This window comes from Myxococcus sp. CA023, from assembly GCF_010998615.1.
GTDB lineage: Bacteria > Myxococcota > Myxococcia > Myxococcales > Myxococcaceae > Myxococcus.
Genome location: NZ_JAAEAH010000127.1, coordinates 1 through 16,223 on the forward strand (window position 1 = coordinate 1; position 16,223 = coordinate 16,223).

Annotated in this window: 13 protein-coding genes; 9 read left to right on the plus strand and 4 right to left on the minus strand. The window is 69.6% G+C overall.

The window, feature by feature from the left end; genetic code table 11:
• Positions 1–292 precede the first annotated feature (292 nt).
• Together F8M74_RS35500 and F8M74_RS35505 are read left to right on the plus strand one after the other, a co-directional pair.
• The gene (locus F8M74_RS35500) at positions 293–1,339 is read left to right on the plus strand and encodes an IS66 family transposase (RefSeq protein ID WP_141258948.1); all 1,047 of its coding nucleotides are present in this window, start codon (positions 293–295) and stop codon (positions 1,337–1,339) included.
• A gap of 121 nt (positions 1,340–1,460) precedes the next feature.
• Positions 1,461–2,450 (plus strand): alpha/beta fold hydrolase, encoded by a 990-nt coding sequence (locus tag F8M74_RS35505; RefSeq protein ID WP_216620748.1) that lies wholly within the window; start codon positions 1,461–1,463, stop codon positions 2,448–2,450.
• 404 nt (positions 2,451–2,854) lie between these two features.
• Here the strand turns inward: F8M74_RS35505 and F8M74_RS35510 are convergent, their stop codons facing one another.
• Both F8M74_RS35510 and F8M74_RS35515 read right to left on the minus strand, forming a co-directional pair.
• Positions 2,855–3,757: a DUF2381 family protein gene (locus F8M74_RS35510; RefSeq protein WP_228560807.1), complete on the minus strand. Its 903-nt coding sequence runs from the start codon at positions 3,755–3,757 to the stop codon at positions 2,855–2,857.
• Positions 3,758–3,804: 47 nt separating this feature from the next.
• Positions 3,805–5,646 carry a serine/threonine-protein kinase gene (locus tag F8M74_RS35515; RefSeq protein WP_141280002.1) on the minus strand — a complete coding sequence of 614 codons (1,842 nt, stop codon included), beginning with the start codon at positions 5,644–5,646 and terminating at the stop codon, positions 3,805–3,807.
• Positions 5,647–5,845: 199 nt separating this feature from the next.
• On the opposite strand from F8M74_RS35515, the gene F8M74_RS35520 reads away from it, so the two are divergent.
• Positions 5,846–6,184, plus strand: coding sequence for a helix-turn-helix domain-containing protein (locus F8M74_RS35520; RefSeq protein WP_141258951.1), 339 nt, complete (start codon positions 5,846–5,848; stop codon positions 6,182–6,184).
• A gap of 15 nt (positions 6,185–6,199) precedes the next feature.
• Here F8M74_RS35520 and F8M74_RS35525 read toward each other — a convergent pair whose 3' ends face one another.
• Entirely contained in the window at positions 6,200–7,369 is a 1,170-nt protein-coding gene (locus F8M74_RS35525) for a serine/threonine-protein kinase (RefSeq protein ID WP_141258952.1), read from the minus strand.
• A gap of 247 nt (positions 7,370–7,616) precedes the next feature.
• On the opposite strand from F8M74_RS35525, the gene F8M74_RS35530 reads away from it, so the two are divergent.
• From F8M74_RS35530 to F8M74_RS35545, 4 genes are all read left to right on the plus strand, one after another.
• Positions 7,617–8,393 (plus strand): SDR family NAD(P)-dependent oxidoreductase, encoded by a 777-nt coding sequence (locus F8M74_RS35530; protein ID WP_141258876.1) that lies wholly within the window; start codon positions 7,617–7,619, stop codon positions 8,391–8,393.
• A complete protein-coding gene (locus F8M74_RS35535) occupies positions 8,383–9,174 on the plus strand; it encodes a class I SAM-dependent methyltransferase (RefSeq protein WP_141258871.1) in 792 nt (263 codons plus the stop codon). The genes F8M74_RS35530 and F8M74_RS35535 overlap by 11 nt, the downstream gene beginning before the upstream one ends.
• Positions 9,175–9,313: 139 nt before the next feature.
• On the plus strand, positions 9,314–9,715 hold the full coding sequence (locus F8M74_RS35540) for a hypothetical protein (protein WP_141258872.1): 402 nt from the start codon (positions 9,314–9,316) through the stop codon (positions 9,713–9,715).
• Between the two features lie 146 nt (positions 9,716–9,861).
• Entirely contained in the window at positions 9,862–10,782 is a 921-nt protein-coding gene (locus tag F8M74_RS35545) for a hypothetical protein (RefSeq protein WP_228560809.1), read from the plus strand.
• A gap of 6 nt (positions 10,783–10,788) precedes the next feature.
• On the opposite strand, the gene F8M74_RS35550 is transcribed toward F8M74_RS35545, so the two are convergent.
• Positions 10,789–12,330: a ChaN family lipoprotein gene (locus F8M74_RS35550; RefSeq protein ID WP_163884713.1), complete on the minus strand. Its 1,542-nt coding sequence runs from the start codon at positions 12,328–12,330 to the stop codon at positions 10,789–10,791.
• A 114-nt stretch (positions 12,331–12,444) separates the two neighbouring features.
• On the opposite strand from F8M74_RS35550, the gene F8M74_RS35555 reads away from it, so the two are divergent.
• Both F8M74_RS35555 and F8M74_RS35560 read left to right on the plus strand, forming a co-directional pair.
• Entirely contained in the window at positions 12,445–15,261 is a 2,817-nt protein-coding gene (locus F8M74_RS35555) for a TonB-dependent siderophore receptor (RefSeq protein WP_141258874.1), read from the plus strand.
• The gene (locus tag F8M74_RS35560) at positions 15,261–16,100 is read left to right on the plus strand and encodes a 5'-nucleotidase C-terminal domain-containing protein (protein ID WP_141258875.1); all 840 of its coding nucleotides are present in this window, start codon (positions 15,261–15,263) and stop codon (positions 16,098–16,100) included. The genes F8M74_RS35555 and F8M74_RS35560 overlap by 1 nt, the downstream gene beginning before the upstream one ends.
• Positions 16,101–16,223 lie beyond the last annotated feature (123 nt).

Sequence of the window (16,223 nt, forward strand, 5' to 3'; positions counted from 1 at the left end):
CGCGGATGGCCGTCTTCCGCTTCATCGAGGGCTGGTACAATCCGCTCCGGCGCCACTCCGCGCTCGACTACGAGTCACCCGCTGGTTACGAGAAGAAGCACCGCGCTGCCGCTTGAGGGCGAAAGCGTGGAACGCTCTGCGGTACCGGGGCAACTTCACCCGTGGTGGTGCACCCGCCGAAGCAGCACGCGCCCTCGCCAGTGGCGACTACCTTCGCAGTAGTGTCACCGCAGGGCTGGCGCGTGGAGGGACTGGGCCTGGAGGAAGCGGCGCAGTTGCTGCGGAGGCTGGCGTGCTGACGCTCACGCGGGCGGTGCGCGTGTACGCCTGTGCGGCGCCCGTGGACATGCGCAAGGGCTTCGACGGGCTGAGCGCCCTGGTGGAGCAGCAGTATGGCTTCCACCTGCCACTGGCGCGCCAGGAGCGCATGTTTCAGCGCGAGGGCCTGGTGGTGGACAGCCAGACGCTCTGGGACCAGCTCAACGCGCTGGCCCACCACCTGCAGCCCAGCTACGAGGCGCTGCCCGCGGTTGTCTTCTCCTCCCCGCTCATCCACGCGGACGAGACGCACTGGTACATGCTGAACAAGGGACCGGGGAAGAAGTGGTACGCGTGGACGGTGGCCTGTGCGGACGCGGTGCACCACCGGATTCTGCCCAGTCGCTCCGGGGCCACCGCGAAGCTGGTACTCGGTGACTACGCGGGCGTCGTCATGGTGGATGGCTACGCCGCCTACCAGACGGTGACGAAGCCTGGAGCGGATGGGCCAGCCTCCTGCTCCCTGGTGTTTTGCTGGGCCCACGTGCGACGCAAATTCGTGGAGGCCGAGAGAGTGGCCCCCGTGTGCGCCGAGGTGCTGTCGCTCATTGGCCAGCTGTATGCCATTGAGGCCGACCTACCACAACCGCACGTACTGCAGGGGGAGCAACAGGCCGCGGCACTGGCGCAACGGCTCGCGGTGCGACAGGAGAAGTCCGCTCCGCTGGTGGCTGCCATCCGCGAGTGGGCGCTGGCCCAGCGCTCGCTGCCAGGCAGTGCTCTGCGCAAGGCGCTCGAGTACATGCTGGAGCTGTGGAGTGGGCTGACCGTCTTCCTCTCCAACCCATGGGTGCCGCTGGACAACAACCTGGTGGAGCGGCAGCTGCGCGACATGGTGGTGGGCCGCAAGAATCACTACGGCTCCAAGTCGCTGCGCGGCACCGAGGTGGCGGCCCTCTTCTACTCGCTGATTGAGACGGCCCGCCTGCGCGGTGAGGACCCGGGGCGCTACCTGCTGCACGCTGCGCTCGCCGCCATCGAGACTCCCGGCACCGTCACGCTCCCGTCCAGCTCCGACTGACACCACCGCGCCCATCGAAGCCGGGCGGGGGCTCATCCACGCCCCGTCCAGATGGGGCGCGGCGAGCTGTTACCCATGGGCTTCCCTGGTGGTCTCCGCATTCCTGTAGTTGAGTCAGTCCATGCGAAAACTCCTCCTCCTCTGCTTGCCGCTGTTCGCCTGTGTGACGACGAAGTCCGTCCCGGTCCCGGCTTCTGCCGACTCCAGCGCGTTGCATCAGGTGAAGCGGGTGAAGGTGGCCGAGGGGGTCGAGCTCGAGCTGCTCGACTTCGGAGGCCAGGGACCCGCGCTCGTCTTCCTGTCGGGCCTGGGCAACACGGGCCACGTGTTCGACACCTTCGCGCCGGAGTTCACCGCGGCCCATCACGTCTACGCCGTCACCCGCCGGGGGATTGGCTCGTCGAGCTGGCCCGAGCAGGGCTACGACACCGCCACCCTGGGCGAGGACGTCGTCCGGGTGCTGGAGGGGCTGGGAATCGCGAAGGCGTCATTCGTGGGCCACTCCGCCGCCGGGCCAGAGCTCACCTGGGTGGCAACCCATCACCCGGAGCGCGTGGAGAAGGTGGTCTACCTGGACGTGAGGATCAACGGTGACCTGCTGGCGGAGCTCCTTTCGGTCCTGCCCATGCCTCCTCCGAGCGAGCCCGCTCCCGAGGACGTGGCCTCACGCGCCGCGCTCGCCGCCGCGGTCGCGCGTGACGTCGGAGGAGCGTTCCCCGCGCACGAGATCGACGAGGCGAACGAGTTCGATCCGAAGACCGGGCACTACCTGCGCGACCGCAAGTGGCCGCACGCGGAGGAGCGGGTGATGAAGGGTTTCTCGAAGGTGGACTTCGCGGCCGTGACGGCGCCCGTGCTCTTCCTCTACGTGGATCAGCCTCGGTTCGGGCGGGTGGAGGACATCCCAGGCTTCTCCCAAATGGACCTTCCCGTGCAGGAGAAGTTGAGGACCCTGAGCGCCAGGGCGCACCAGCGGGACGCCGAAATGCTGAGCGTGATGAGCCTGCCGAACTGGAAGGGCATCAAGCTCGAGCACGCGCGGCACTACGTCTGGCTCACCAACCATGACGAGGTGCTGCGCGAGATGAAGACCTTCCTCGAGACATTTTGAAAGGGCGGCGAAGGCGCGCTGGATGAGCGCATCTCCTGTTTCGACACTTCGAGCAAGCGAACACGTCCAGCTCTTTCCGTCCTGCGTAGCAGCCTGGCGAGAGTCCAATCGTGGTGTGCGCTCCTTCTTCGGCTCCTCCCTCGTCGCGGCAAAGGACGGGCTCTCTTCCTCCGGCTCCGGCCTCGCCCCTGCTTGGGGGAAACGGCTCGCCTGCGCGGTGAAGACCCGGGATGCTACCTGCTGCGCGCCGCCCTTGCCGCCATCGAGAATCCCGGTACCGTCACGCTCCCGGCCAGCTCCGACTGACGCCACCGCGCCGTGCTTCAATGCCCGGCGGGCTCATCCTCGCCCCGTCCAGACGGGGCGCGGCGAGCTGTTACGCAACACCTGGCCGCCCCGTCAGCTCACGGGAACTCGATGTTGCCGAGGATGATGGGGCGCTTGCCATCCTCTGCCCACAGCGTCAGGGTGAAGGGGCCTCGGGGCGCGCCTTCCACGGGGTCGGTCTCCACCAGGACGTCCATTTCGTCGCCGGGGTTGAGGATGTCGGGTGCCCACACCCGCGCGACTTTCAACTCCGCGCCATCCGGCCCCACCAGTGCCGCGCCGGCGGCCTGCCAGGGCTTCGCGCCCAGCGGGTTCTTCAGGCCCACCACCACCAGAATGCTCTTGGCCCGGAAGGTCAGGCCGGAACGGAGCACCAGGCTGTTCTTCGCGTGCTCTCGGACGTCCAGGAACTCTCTTGCGGCGACGCCGGTGCGGCCCATGTCTCCACTCAGCCGCAGCCCCATCAAGCCACCGGGGCGTGCCTGCGCTGTTCGCAGCTGCGCATTCTCCTCGCGCACTTCCTGAAGCACCCGCCGCGTCTCCAGCAGCTCTCGCTGGAAGGAGGCTGCCGTGCGCGCTCGACGGAAGATCTCCACCTGCCGTTCTGCCCGTGCGGGCGTCTCCATGACGAGTTGAAGCGTGGCCTGGGTGGGGACCGCTCCATCTGCGAAGTAGACGGTCAGCGTGGCGCGGGACTCGTCGGCTACTGGCTCCTCGGGCACCATGATGAGGAGTTCCCGGTCCACCACCTGACGGAATCGTCCCGGTCCGGACGCCTCCGCGCGCATCAGGGGGGTGTCGAAGCGGAGCACCGTGGCGACACCTTCTCCGACCCGGATTTCGGGTGGCCGGCCGCACCGCTCCGCGCCCAGCTCAACGGGGCGTTCCGTCGGCTCCCGACAGGAGGCGGGCTGGGCGCGCGTGGGCGCCTCCGCCAGCAGGAAAGCGAGAGCAAGAGGAATGGGCAGTGGCGTGGGCACGGACAATCACTTCCCTGGTGGGCGGAACAAGCCGTTGGCGGAGGTCACTATTCGAAGCGATTCACGGCGTAGAGCACGGCGGTGTTGCTGACCGTGGCGATGCCTGGGCCTGGGTCGCCGCCCTTCCGCCGGATGCCGCGTACTCCGTACTGTTCGACCATCTCCAGGCACACGGGGATGAAGTCACCTCCACGGGTGTAGGCCTGGGTGAAGCGGCCATAGACGCGGTCGGCGAAGATGAGTTCGCCCACTGCTTTTCCCGAGGTCAGGGGGCCGAAGTTTGTACCGAGTTCGACCTGGACGCGGCCTTCGCGAACGGGAACGGGCTCTCCAAAACGCTTGTCGTCGACGAAGGCGAGGCTGGTGGCGTCGCCGATGCGAATACCGGCCCGCTTCATGGCTTCCACCGCGCCGGGGGGACAAGGTTCGCCGGGAGGCGCCGGACGCACCTGCGGGCCGCTGGGGCAGCCCAGGCCCGAGCAGGCGGCGACGGCCACCATCGTCCGGGCCGCTGCCTTGAGGGCCCGCGCGCTGGAGGCGGGCTGCTGGGGAGTCGTCACGCTGTCGGGCATTTGCTTCACGAGGAGCACTTCCTTCTTCGGGTGCGTCACCTCGGCGGTGACGGCCGCGAGGGTGGGCCCGGGACTGGGCAGGGGCGCGGCCTGCTCACTTTCCGGCGGGCTACCGGGCAAAGCCACTTCCCGGATGGGATTGCCCACGCCACCAATCGTGGGTGTCGCTACCCAGAGCCATGCACCCACCGCACACGCCAGCCCGGCGAGCATCACGGCCCAGCGAGCCGCACGTTCGCGCGCAGGCGTTCGTGGCGCCGAGGCTTCGGGGGCACGTATTTCCAGCGGCGGCTTGTGTGGCAGGGGCCCGCGCCTGGGCGAGGCCCAGCGGGCGTCACCTGCCTCGACCCACATCGCCAGCGCGGCGTCATTGTCGTCCTCGGACCCGGCGTCGGGGCCGGGTGTTTCCGCAGCCTGCCGCCATTCGCACAGAGGCGCGTCCCACGCCGCGTCGGCGGCTGCGAGTGCCCGCTCGACGTCTGCGCTCAGAGCCTCCGCGCTCCCTCGGGCTTCGGGGGCCTTGGCCAGCAGCCGCAGACACAGTTCGCTCAGCGCCGGTGGCACGCGCGGATTCACCGTGTGGGGAGCGCGAGGCGCCTCGGAAATGATGGCCTCGATTTCCGTGGGGGTCACCACCTCCAGGAAGGGAGGGCGGCCAGTGAGCATCCAATAGAAGATGACGCCGAGCGCGTAGACGTCATCCGCTGGCCCGCACCGGTATCGGGTGTCCGTGGCCGCGCTGCTGGCCCTGCGAAACGCCAGCGCCTCCGGGCTGCGATAGCGCATGGTTCCCGGCGGCAGGACGCCCTGGGTGAGGCGGGGGGCTCCGGCGAAGTCGCCCACGCCGAAGTCCACCAGGACGGGCTCACCGTCCGGCTCCCGCACCATGACGTTGGATTCCTTGAGGTCGCGGTGCACGACCCCCGCCGCGTGCGTGGCCTCCAACCCCAGGGCCATGCCGCGCAGCAGCCGTGCCACCTGTCGAGCGCTGGGGTTCTCCTCTTCCACCCACTGGTGCAGGGTCCGTCCTCGCACGCACTCCATCGCCAGGTAGAACAACCGGGGCTCCACGCCTGGGAACTTGCCGCAGGCGCGAAAGGCCACCACGTTGGGGTGGCGCAGGCGCAGGAGGATGGCGCACTCGCGCTCGGGCCACCCCGCCATCCGGTGGAGGTACTGGAGCTTGAGCGCGACCTCCTCGCCGTCGCGCATCGCGAGGTACACGTCGCCGCACGCGCCGCTGCCCAGCCGCTTGCCAAGGGTGAAGCCCGCGATGCGTGTCCCCGGCGAATCTTCTCGCCTCTGCGCTTCCGCCATGCCGTCTCCCAGGGGCTTCCCACCCGGCGGGCCCCACCTGAAGTGTCACCAGACGCCAGCAGGACCCCGCCGGGAGGATGCCGTTCTCGCTACTGCCAGGGAAGATGAAAGTGCTTGGCCTTACATGGCCCTGAAGGGTTTAGGGCCGCGCCATCCACTCGGCGGCCCCCGGGGTTTGGGTTAGGCTTCCGGACGAGCCATGGACGAAGAACTGGGAGCGACTTTTGGAAAGGCCGTGCGCGAGGCGCGAGCGCGGCTGGGGTTGACGCAGGTGGAAGTGGCGGCGCTGTTGGACATGCACCCCATGGTCTACAGCCGGATGGAGCGGGGGAAGATGTTGCCGCGTGTGTCCACGCTCCGGAAGGTGGCCATGGTGCTGCGGACCTCCACGGATGAACTGCTGGGCCTCGCCCGGGAGGGCCGCGCGGGCACGCAGAAGCAGTCCTCGCTGCAACGGCGGCTGATGACGCTTTCGGAGACGCTGGACGAAGAGAAGCTCAAGGCGCTCGTCGTGATGGCGAGCGCCCTGTCCCGCTAGCACCAGGGCCCGGCTTCAGGCGTCCTTGGGGCCCCGCCCCGACAGTTCATGGGACTCGAGGCCCGATGGGAAGAGACTCTCGTCGAGCAGCTCGACCTCGTCGCGTACCGCGCTGGCGTCGCTGATGAGCCGCGTCAGCTCCGCGGCCATGTCGGCCCTGCCGAAGGGGCGGCCGGTGCGACGGACTTCCTGGACGAGGCATTCCCGAAGTGCCTCGCACAGCGCCTCCGCCGAGCCGAAGCGCTTCGTCGCATCCTTGTGCAGCATCCCTTGAAGGACGGCGCGCACCTTGGGCGGCAGGCTCGCGGCGGCTCGCTCCACGTCCTGTGGACCATGGTCCTCCAGCAGCATCAGCATCTGTGTGAGCGGCAGGGAAGGGGGCTCCTCCAGGCGCAGCTCACGCGACTTCGCACGCGGTGGCTCCAACGCATCCGCCGCGGCCGCGAACAGGTGCCGCCCCGTGGCCAGCTCCAACAGCACCAGCCCCAGTGAGAAGAGGTCCGAGGCGGCGGTCAGTGTCTTGCCCGCGAGGTACTCCGGAGACGCATAGGCCACGTCGCCCTTGAGCAGCGCCTCCGCCGTCTCCTCCCGGCCGACCAGGTGCGAATAGGCCACGCCAAAGTGCGTCAGCTTCACCTCGCCCGTGCGCGCCACCCGCACGTTGCGGGGACTGACGTCGCGATGAATCAGTCCCAGGAACCGGCCCTGCGCGTCCTTGAGCGAGTGGGCGTGGTGCAGGGCGTCCGCCAGCTCCGCGGCGACGTGGAGCGCGAAGGCCAGGGACACGGGCTTCCCCCGCATGGCCATGAGGTCCAGCACGGTCTCCAGCGACGGCCCGTCCACGTGCTCCATGATGATGTACGGCTTGCCCCGGTGAATCTTGAAGTAGTGCACCTGCGCGATCGTGGGGTGGTGGAGGCGGTAGGCGAGCTGCACTTCCTCCACCAGCCGGTGCCGGCGCGCGGAGCTCGCGGGGCTGCGCACGCGCTTGATGACGACGGGGCCGGCGAGCCCGTGTCGCTGGTAGCGCTCGGCCAGGAGCAACTCCTCGCCGTTGGCCCGGCGCTCCAGCATGCGGACGAACTCGAACCGCGTGTGCTCCACCGAGAAGAGAACGTGCCGCCGTTCGAACGTGAAGATGGAAGGTTCGTCCTGGGGGGTGGTCGTGAGGCGGTGCGAGGCCAATGGCGACTCCTTGATATAGACCTGAAAAGGTTATGATTAGATAAACATGAATATGGCGCGGGGAGGAAGCCGGTCCCGGTGCGGGGGGGGGGCAGGGCGGATTTTTCCGCTGGCCTTCATGTCCATGGACGGGCTCTTGTCAGGCGTCGGGGCCTTTTCTCGTCATGAGCCGCCGGACGCCACCGGTGTGCCCGGGACTCCGCCGCGAAGCGGCCCCGTGAAGGCACGACCCGAGGAGAACACCCGGATGGACACGGAGCTGCAGGGCAGAGGCGTCCTGGTCACGGGCGGTGCCGGAGGAATCGGCACCGCCCTGGTCCATACCTTCGCGGAAGAAGGCGCGAAGGTGGCGGTGCACCACCACTCCAGTACCGAGAAGGCCCATGCGCTGGCACGCGACGTCGGCGGCGCTGCGCTGCGCGCGGACCTGACGGTGGAGGCCGACGTGGACGCGCTGGTTCCCGCGGCGGTGGCCGCGCTGGGGCGGTTGGACGTGCTGGTGTGCAACGCGGGCGTCTGGCCCGCCCCGGATGAACCCGTCTGGGAGATGTCCCTGGCGCGTTGGCGCCGCACGCTGGCGGAGAACCTGGACAGCGTCTTCCTGTGCTGCCGCGCCTTCCTCCGGCACGTGGCCACCACGAAGACGGGCAACATCGTCATCATCAGCTCCACGGCGGGGCTGTTCGGTGAAGCAGGACACGCTGACTACGCCGCCGCCAAGGGCGCGCTGGCGAGTGGCTTCCTCAAGAGCCTCAAGAACGAATTGGGTCGCATCGCACCCCTGGGCCGCGTCAACGTCGTGTGCCCGGGATGGACGGCGGTGGACCGCAGCCGCGACAAACTGGCCCAGCCGGGCTTCGTTGAACGCGTCACGCGGACGATGCCGCTGCGCAAGGTGGCGCAGCCGGTGGACGTGGCGCGGGCGGTGGTGTCGCTCGCGTCGGACCGAATCTCCGGACATGTGACGGGTGAAGTCGTCACTGTCGCCGGAGGCATGGAAGGAAGGGTGCTACATGACGACTGAATTGGACGTGCGGGCGTACAACCGCGAGGCGTGGAACCGTCAGGTGGCCACGGGCAACAAGTGGACGCTTCCCGTCAGCCCGGAAGTCATCGCCGCGGCACGCAAGGGCGAGTGGAGCATCGTCCTCACCCCCACGAAGCCGGTGCCGCGCGAGTGGTTCGGTGACGTGAGGGGCAAGGACATCCTGTGCCTCGCGGGCTCGGGTGGACAGCAGGCCCCGGTGCTGGCGGCGGCGGGCGCCCGGGTGTCGGTGCTGGACAACTCGCCCGCGCAGCTCGGCCAGGACCGCATGGTGGCGGAGCGCGAGGGCTTGGAGCTGCGGCTGGTGGAGGGCGACATGCGCGACCTCTCCGCCTTCGAGGACGCGAGCTTCGACCTCATCTTCCACCCGTGCTCCAACTCCTTCGTGGACGCGGTGCGCCCCGTGTGGCGTGAGGCGGCGCGGGTGCTGCGCCCCGGCGGCGTGCTGCTGACCGGCTTCACCAATCCCGTGAACTACCTGTTCGACCTGGCGTTGGAGAAGCAGGGCATCTTCACGTTGAAGTACCGGATGCCTTATTCGGATTTCACCAGCCTGTCCGACGAGGAGCGTCGCCGCTTCACGGACGTGGGCGAGCCGCTCTGCGTGGGGCACTCCTTGGAGGACCAGCTTGGCGGTCAGGCGGATGCGGGGCTCGCCATCATCGGCCTCTTCGAGGACTCGTTCGGTCCGGAAGATGCCCTGTCGCAGTACTACAACGGCTTCATCGCCACCCGCGCGATGAAGCTCCCGGCGCGGTAGGGCGTGGGGCAGGGACGCAGGCGCGAAAGGCGTCCGCTCGGGCGGATTTAACCTTTCGCGCCGCGCGGGGTTTTTCAGGGCAAGAGGCGACGGGAAGGCCGGCTCCCGAAGCCTCAGTCACCCTGAGGAGCAAATCACGATGAAGCTCATGACCGCCCTGCGTTCCGTTGCTGTCGCCTCGCTGTTCATCGCCGCGCCCGTGCTGGCCCAGACGGCCGCGCCCGAGTCCGCCAATCCGCCTGCCGCGGACGGTAAGGAGTGCGGTGGGCACCACCGGCACAAGGGAAAGAAGCACGGAAACAAGATGGCCCGCCTGGAGCACCGGATGGACAAGGCCGTGGCCGAAGGAAGGCTCTCCCAGGCCCAGGCCGATCAGTTCAAGGCCGAGGGCCGTCAGTTGCGCGAGGAGATGCATGCCCAGCGTGAAGCCTCGGGCGGCAAGCTCTCCGACGCGCAGAAGGAGGAGCTGCGGTCGAAGAAGCGCGCCTTCCGCGAGAAGGTGAAGTCGGCCATGCAGGCGAACGCGCCGCAGAAGACGTAGTCCCGTGCCGCACGCCAGGGGAAGCGGGCGGCGGATGTGCCGCCACCCCTCCGGCGGTGGCGGGCACCGTGCTGGCGCACGCGGCGTGACGCCTCGTGGGCGGCTGGCGCAGAATGCGTGGACCTGCCTTCGCGGACGAGGTCCTCATGCGCGTGTTCCCCTTGCTGGCCGTCGCCATTCTCTTCTTCGGTTGCGGCGCGCGCTCGGGCCGCGTGAAGCCCGAGGGCCCGGAGTCCACGGTGGCCGTTCCGGATGACGCGGAGCTGCGCCGGGTGCAGACGCGGGCGAAGTACCTCTTCGATGCGGAGCGCGCCGCCATCTTCGCCACGGACCGGCTCCTCATCCAGGACGCGCTGGACCGCTCGCGCATGGAGTGGTTCTTCACGGTGCCGCGCGAAGATGGGTGGTACTCCCTCTTCGGCACCGTGGACGACGCGGGGACCTTCACCCCGGCCTATGCCTTCAAGGCTCCGCGTGACGATGCGGAGCAGATGGCTTCGTTGCCGCTCAACGAACTGCCCGGAGACTTCAGCCCCGTCGCCCGTGCGGTGAAGACGTCGATGCTGGCCACGGTGGAGGCCTTCGAGCGGGGGGCCATCAATCCGGTGGTCTTCGTGGAGGAGGATGGGGACCTCACCGTCTATGTCCTCCAGGGGACTCGCGACTCCATGCGCTTCTATCTCGGCGGGGACATCCGCTTCCGCTACAGCCCCGACGGGCGCACGCAGCGAGAGGCGGTGCGGCTCCACCAGAGCGTCTTCGCCATCAGTCTGGAGCCGGGGCCGGAGGGCGAGCTGTACCAGGGCTCGGCCCACTCCCACGTCCTCTTCGGAGGGCCGTTGGAGACGGAGCTGGCGACGCTGATGCTCTACCCGGAGCTGGGCGCGCTCACGGTCATCCACGCCGCGTCCCGCATCGCCTACTTCTTGACCCCGGACGGAGCCATCCGGGTGCTGAGCGAAGCGCCGGAGCGGCAGCGGATGCTGAAGCCGGATGGGACGTTCGGCCCGCTCGACATGGAGGAGGAAGCCGCGCCTCCGCCTCCCTCGGGACAGGTTGATTTGTAGCCGGGCTCAGATGCCCAGGCGTTCGGCCCAGGCGAAGTAGGCCGCGCGCGGGTCCACGAAGGGGTCGCGGAACAGGGCCTGCACCTCCGCCTTGGCCACCTGGCCACTGTCGAAGGCCTGGTACAGCCGGTCTCCGAGCAGATAGCCCAGGGCGTGGCTGACGCCGTGGAACAGGCGGTCCTTGCGTAGGGGGAGGAGCTTCACGGCTTCTTCCGGCGCTTCCGCCTCCGTGGCCTTGTGGGCCAGCACGAAGGCGGCGATCTGCCGCTCCACGCCGCGGCTCTCGCCGAAGCGCTTGGCCCACTCGGCCACGCCCAGACAGGTGCGCCGGGGGTTCACCAGCTTCGAGCCGAAGAAGCCCAGCGCCTCTTCCAGGCAGCGCGCGTAGAAGGCCTCCGAAGCGCCGCGCGGCGCGTCCATGGCGTCACCCACGGCGCAGTGCCGGACGAAGTGCGCCGCTTCCTCCGCCGCGTGGTTCAGCGACAGCGACGCCAGGTAGGCCACCCGCGCGCGGGGGATGTAGCTGCTCTCGCGGGAGAGGATGTGGCGGCGAAGCTGGGTCAGCTCGGCCTGGGTGAAGCGTCCGCGCCGCTGGATTCGCGCCAGGACGTCGCCGTCCGCGGCGGTGGCCACGTCCACCGTGTCCAGGGAGCGGCCCACGGGCACGCCGGCGAGCCGGCCGATCAGTGCGGACATTTCACGGAAGCGCTCGGCGGCGCCGCGATCCAACAGCGGGGCGTCTCCGCCCTCCGCCTCCAGGTAGTCCAGGAAGCTCTGCTGGCACACCACGGGCGAGGCGTTCATCAGGCACAGGGTGCCGTCAGCCAGCTCCACGGCCTCCGCGGCGCCAACGCGGCCTTCGCGCGCCAGCCGCCACCAGACGCCTTCCGCGTTCTGGTACACGACCAGCCCCTTGCGCGTCTCCGTGCCGAGCGCGCGCTCCACCTGCGCGGGCAGGTGGCAGGGCGCCACGTGGTACTGGCCCACCAGCACCATGACCAGCGGCCGGTCCGGCGCGCGGGCGGCGCGGGCGATGCGTTCGGCGGCGTAGGCGTCGCGAAGTTCCAGCGAGCGCTCACCCTGCGCCCGGCGGTCGATGCCCACCACTTCCAGCTTCTGCTTGCGCGCGAAGGAGAACAGGGCGCGCGTATTGGACCACACCCCCGAGCCGTGTCCCAGCTTCGCCAGCAGGGAGCGCTCGGTGACGCGGCCAGCGCGCCAGGCGTCCACGGTGGCCTGGTGACGGCCCTCTACACACTCCAGCGCCATGATGACGCGGCGGCCCGAGGCCTGCGCCCGCTCCACCAGTGCGAGGTACGTCTCCTGCGCGAGCGGGAGCGTGTGGTAGTCGCCGACGTAGACGATGTCCGCCGCCTGGACCTGCTGGTACACGGCGGGCAGCGTCGTGACGCTCCGGTAACCCGAGGTGCGCCGCCGGAAGCGGGCCTCGTAGGTTCGGAAGGATGCCGTCTGTCCGTCAACCACTCGGGCAATCTGCGCGCGCTGGCGTCGGAACAGGGCGAGGTGCAAGGCGAGCGAAGCGCGCATGGAGTGCCGCAATCCCTCGCACGCCACCGCAGGCCCGGCAAAAAAACGGCGCGTCCGTGTGTCGGGAGCGTTCCTTGACTGGGGCGGAAGGCCAATGGACCATGGTCCTCAGCCTTGAAGACCGCACACGCTCGCGCGACCCTCCTCAGCCTGGTCCTCGTCATGGCGGTGCCCGGCCGTGCCGAGGAACCGGGGCTCTTGCATTCCCCACCGGAACGCGCCGAGCCGCGCGTCGCGCTGCAAGTCGACGGCACGCTGGTGGAAGGCCGCCGCGTCCTCGAGCTGTACGTGCGCTACCGAGGCCCGGGCGAGCCCTACGCCCGCCGCCCCATGGAGCGGGAGTACGGCGACCTGTACCGGGCCGTGATTCCCGCGGAGCACGTCGTCCCGCCTGGCATCGAGTACTACGTCGAGGGCCTCACCGCGGATGGCCAGCGCGTACCGCTCTTCCAGTCCGCCTCGCGCCCCGCACGCGTGCTCGTGGGCGGCGAGACGCCGGCCAGTGCGTCCATCGTCCGGCCCACGCCGCCGCCCGAGCGCCGGCCCCCGCCGAGCCGGACGCCACCGCGTGCCGCTCCACCCGAGCGTACGCCGCCTCCCGAGCGCACGCCTCCGCCTGAGCGCTCCCGCGCGCAGGCATCCGCGCCGCGAAAGGATGCGCCCCCGTCGACGCCGCAGGACGACTCCATGGCCGCGCTCACGGCGGACGTGCCCGAGGATGCGCCCACGGAGGCTTCGTCGCCGGCACGGCCGTCCCGGCCCTCCGCGGCGGCAGGCAGCGCACCTGCGTCGCGTGAGCCGGCGACCCCACGTTCCGAACTGGAGGAGGACCTGGCCCTCTACAGCGCCGAGGACACGCTGGCCCTGGCCACGCGCCACGAGGCGGCGGTGCGGACGGTGCCCGCCATTGGCGCCTCGTTCAGTCAGCAGCAACTGCGTTCCCTGGGCGCGCGCACCGTGGCGGACGTCCTGGACGTGGTGCCCGGCCTGTCGGTCAGCAGGGATGTGCAGGGCTTCCACCGCACCGCCATTCGTGGCCTGCGCAATGACGCGGAGGTGCTCTTCCTCCTCAACGGCCACCGCCTCAACAGCTTCTTCGATGGCAAGGCGCTGATGAACCTGCCGGTGGAGAACCTGGAGCGGGTGGAGGTCATCCGCGGCCCTGGCTCCGCTCTCTATGGCGCCGGTGCCTTCCTGGGCGTGGTCAACATCGTCACGGACACGTCGGACGGCGTTCGGACGACCGTGTCCGTCGGCGGTTACCCGGGACAGGACGACCGGCTCGCCGTCACGGGGAACGGACACCTCTCCGCGGGGCACACCGCCGGGAACCTGCGCGTCTTCGCGGACATTGACGTGTGGAGCCAGGCCGGTGACTCCACCGTCATCGAGAACGACGGCCTGGACGACGAGACGCGCTCGCAGGGGCTCCGCGACGTGACGGACCCCGCGGGGCGCACCCGCGACGATCGCTTCCTCTTCAACGCGGGCGCGGGCGCCACCTACGCCATGGGCGACGCGGGCCGCCTGGGAGCCTCCGCGCGCTTCCTCACCGAGCGCCGCAGCGCCCTGGTGGGCCTCTTCGACACGGTGGGCGAGGACTCCAAGCTGGGCTGGAATGTCTTCCTCGCGGACCTGACCTGGGAGCGCTCCTTCGGACCGGACGTGACGCTCCGCGCGCGGGCTGCGTATGACCAGCAGTCCACCGACCGCTTCTTCCAGATCACCCCTCACGACTTCAGCGCCGGCACGGGCACGAACCGCCTGTTCGAAGAGGGGATGCAGGAGCAGACCCGTGTCTCCGTGCGCTCGCTCACCGGCTCCGTGGACGCGGACGTGGCCCTGGGCGCCTACAACCGCCTCTCCCTGGGCGCGGTGGTGGAGCAGCAGTCGCTGGGTGAATACGACTACGTGACGAACTACACCCTGGACGCCCAGGTGCGTCCGGACGGCCTGGCGCGGCCGGAGGGCATGGTGGACCTGACGAGCGGCGCCGCGTCCCGCCGCCTCAACGTGGGCCTGTTCGCGCAGGACCAGTGGACCGTCGTCAACGCGCTCACCCTCACGTTCGGCGTGCGCATGGACGCCACCCAGCTGCCTACCGTGGACGCGTCCGGCGCCATCAACGGCACCCGCTTCGTGCCCACCCTCAATCCGCGCGTGGGGCTGGTGTTCGCGGCCACCGACGCGCTGGTGCTCAAGGCCCTCTACGGGCGTGCCTTCCGCGCGCCCACGCTGCAGGAGTTGGTCGAGCGCATTCCGGACACGGAGTACAACCAGGGCCGCTTCGAGGGGAACCCGCGCCTCCAGCCCTCCACGGTGGACACCTTCGAGCTGGGCGCGGACCTCATCCAGGCGGCGGGGGACGCGCGCGTGCGGCTGCGCGCCAACGCGTACGTGGCCCTCTTCGGCTCGCCCATCGTCCCCGTGGACACGTCGGGCAACATCGTCCCGCTGCGCAACCGCGAGCTGGGCGTGCGTGTGTACGGCGTGGAGGGGGAGGCCAGGCTGGAGGCCTCCAAGCGCGCGTATGCGTGGCTCAACGCCAGCATCTCCCGCGCGGAGGACCTGGAGCTGCCCGCCCAGTCCCGCCTGCTCACCGACACACCGCAGGCGCGCTTCAACGCCGGCGTGACGATGCCCATCGGCGCCTATGTGAATTTCGACGTGGTGGTGCGCACGGGCGCGGAGCGGCGCAACAACAGCCGCTCCGTGCTGGAGCTCATCCGCCGCTACAAGATTCCGTCCTACAGCCTCATCACCGCGCAGCTGCGCACCGAGCCCATCCTGGAGCACTTCGAGGTGGCCCTGGTGGCACACAACCTGTTCGACAATGACCTTCGCGACGACGTGCCCCGTCCGGACCGTGTCCCCGGGCTGCTCCCGCGCGAGGGCATGTCCGGATTCCTCACCGTGAGGGCCCACTACTGATGCCGCGCTCCCGCTCGCTCTTCGCCGCGCTCACCTTCGGGCTGGGCGCCTTCCACGGCGGCTGCATCGCCTACAACGACTCGTGCCAGCCCCTGGTGGAGGACCCCGACGCCGTCGTGGGCTACCTGGCCGACGATGTGCTCCTCGACAAGGTCTACACGCGGCACGACAACAATGCGCTGGGCCAACTCGTCGCGGATGCCCTCCTGCACGCGGAGGATGACTCCTCACGCCCCGCGGTGCTGGGCGTCGTCAACGGCGGCTCGTTGCGCCAGGAAGGTCTGTGCGTCACGCGGACCGAGCTGCGCCAGGGCCCGCTCACGGATGGCGTGCTCCACGAGCTCATCCTCTTCGAGAACCTCGTCGTGACGGTGGACCTCACGGAGAAGGAGCTCGTGGACATGCTGGAGCTGTCCGTGGGCGCGCTGTACCTGGAAGGGCAGAGCATCGCATCGCCTTCCGGCGCCTTCCTTCACGTGTCCGAGGGCAGCTCGCTGCGCGTGGACTGCGCCCAGCCGAAAGGCTCGCGCGTGCGCGAACTGACGGTGGGCGGGGTGAATGTGGCGCTGCCGGCGCGCGAAGACGCGTCCATCCGCTACCGCGTGGCCATGAACGCGTACATCTTGGAGGGAGGAGACGGCTACGGCGCGGCGCTGGGCAACGCGGGACAGAACCCGGACCGCAACCCGGTGCAGGCTCGCAAGCTGGGCGGTACCGAAGCCAACCTCGCTTCGGCGTACATGAAGGCAAAGCACCCAACGCCCGTGCAAGCGCTGCGCGAGGAGTCGCGTGTCGTCTTCCAGAACTGCGCCCTGCCCGCGAGGCCCGCGGGCAGGTGAGGGTGGGGAGCCGGGCGTGGAGCCGGCCCTCCGGAACTACTTGGGCTCTTCGGTGGGCGCCGCCGCCACGGCCGTCACCGGCTGGGCGGGGGCGCCCACCGAAGAGCCCAAGTAGTTCCGGAG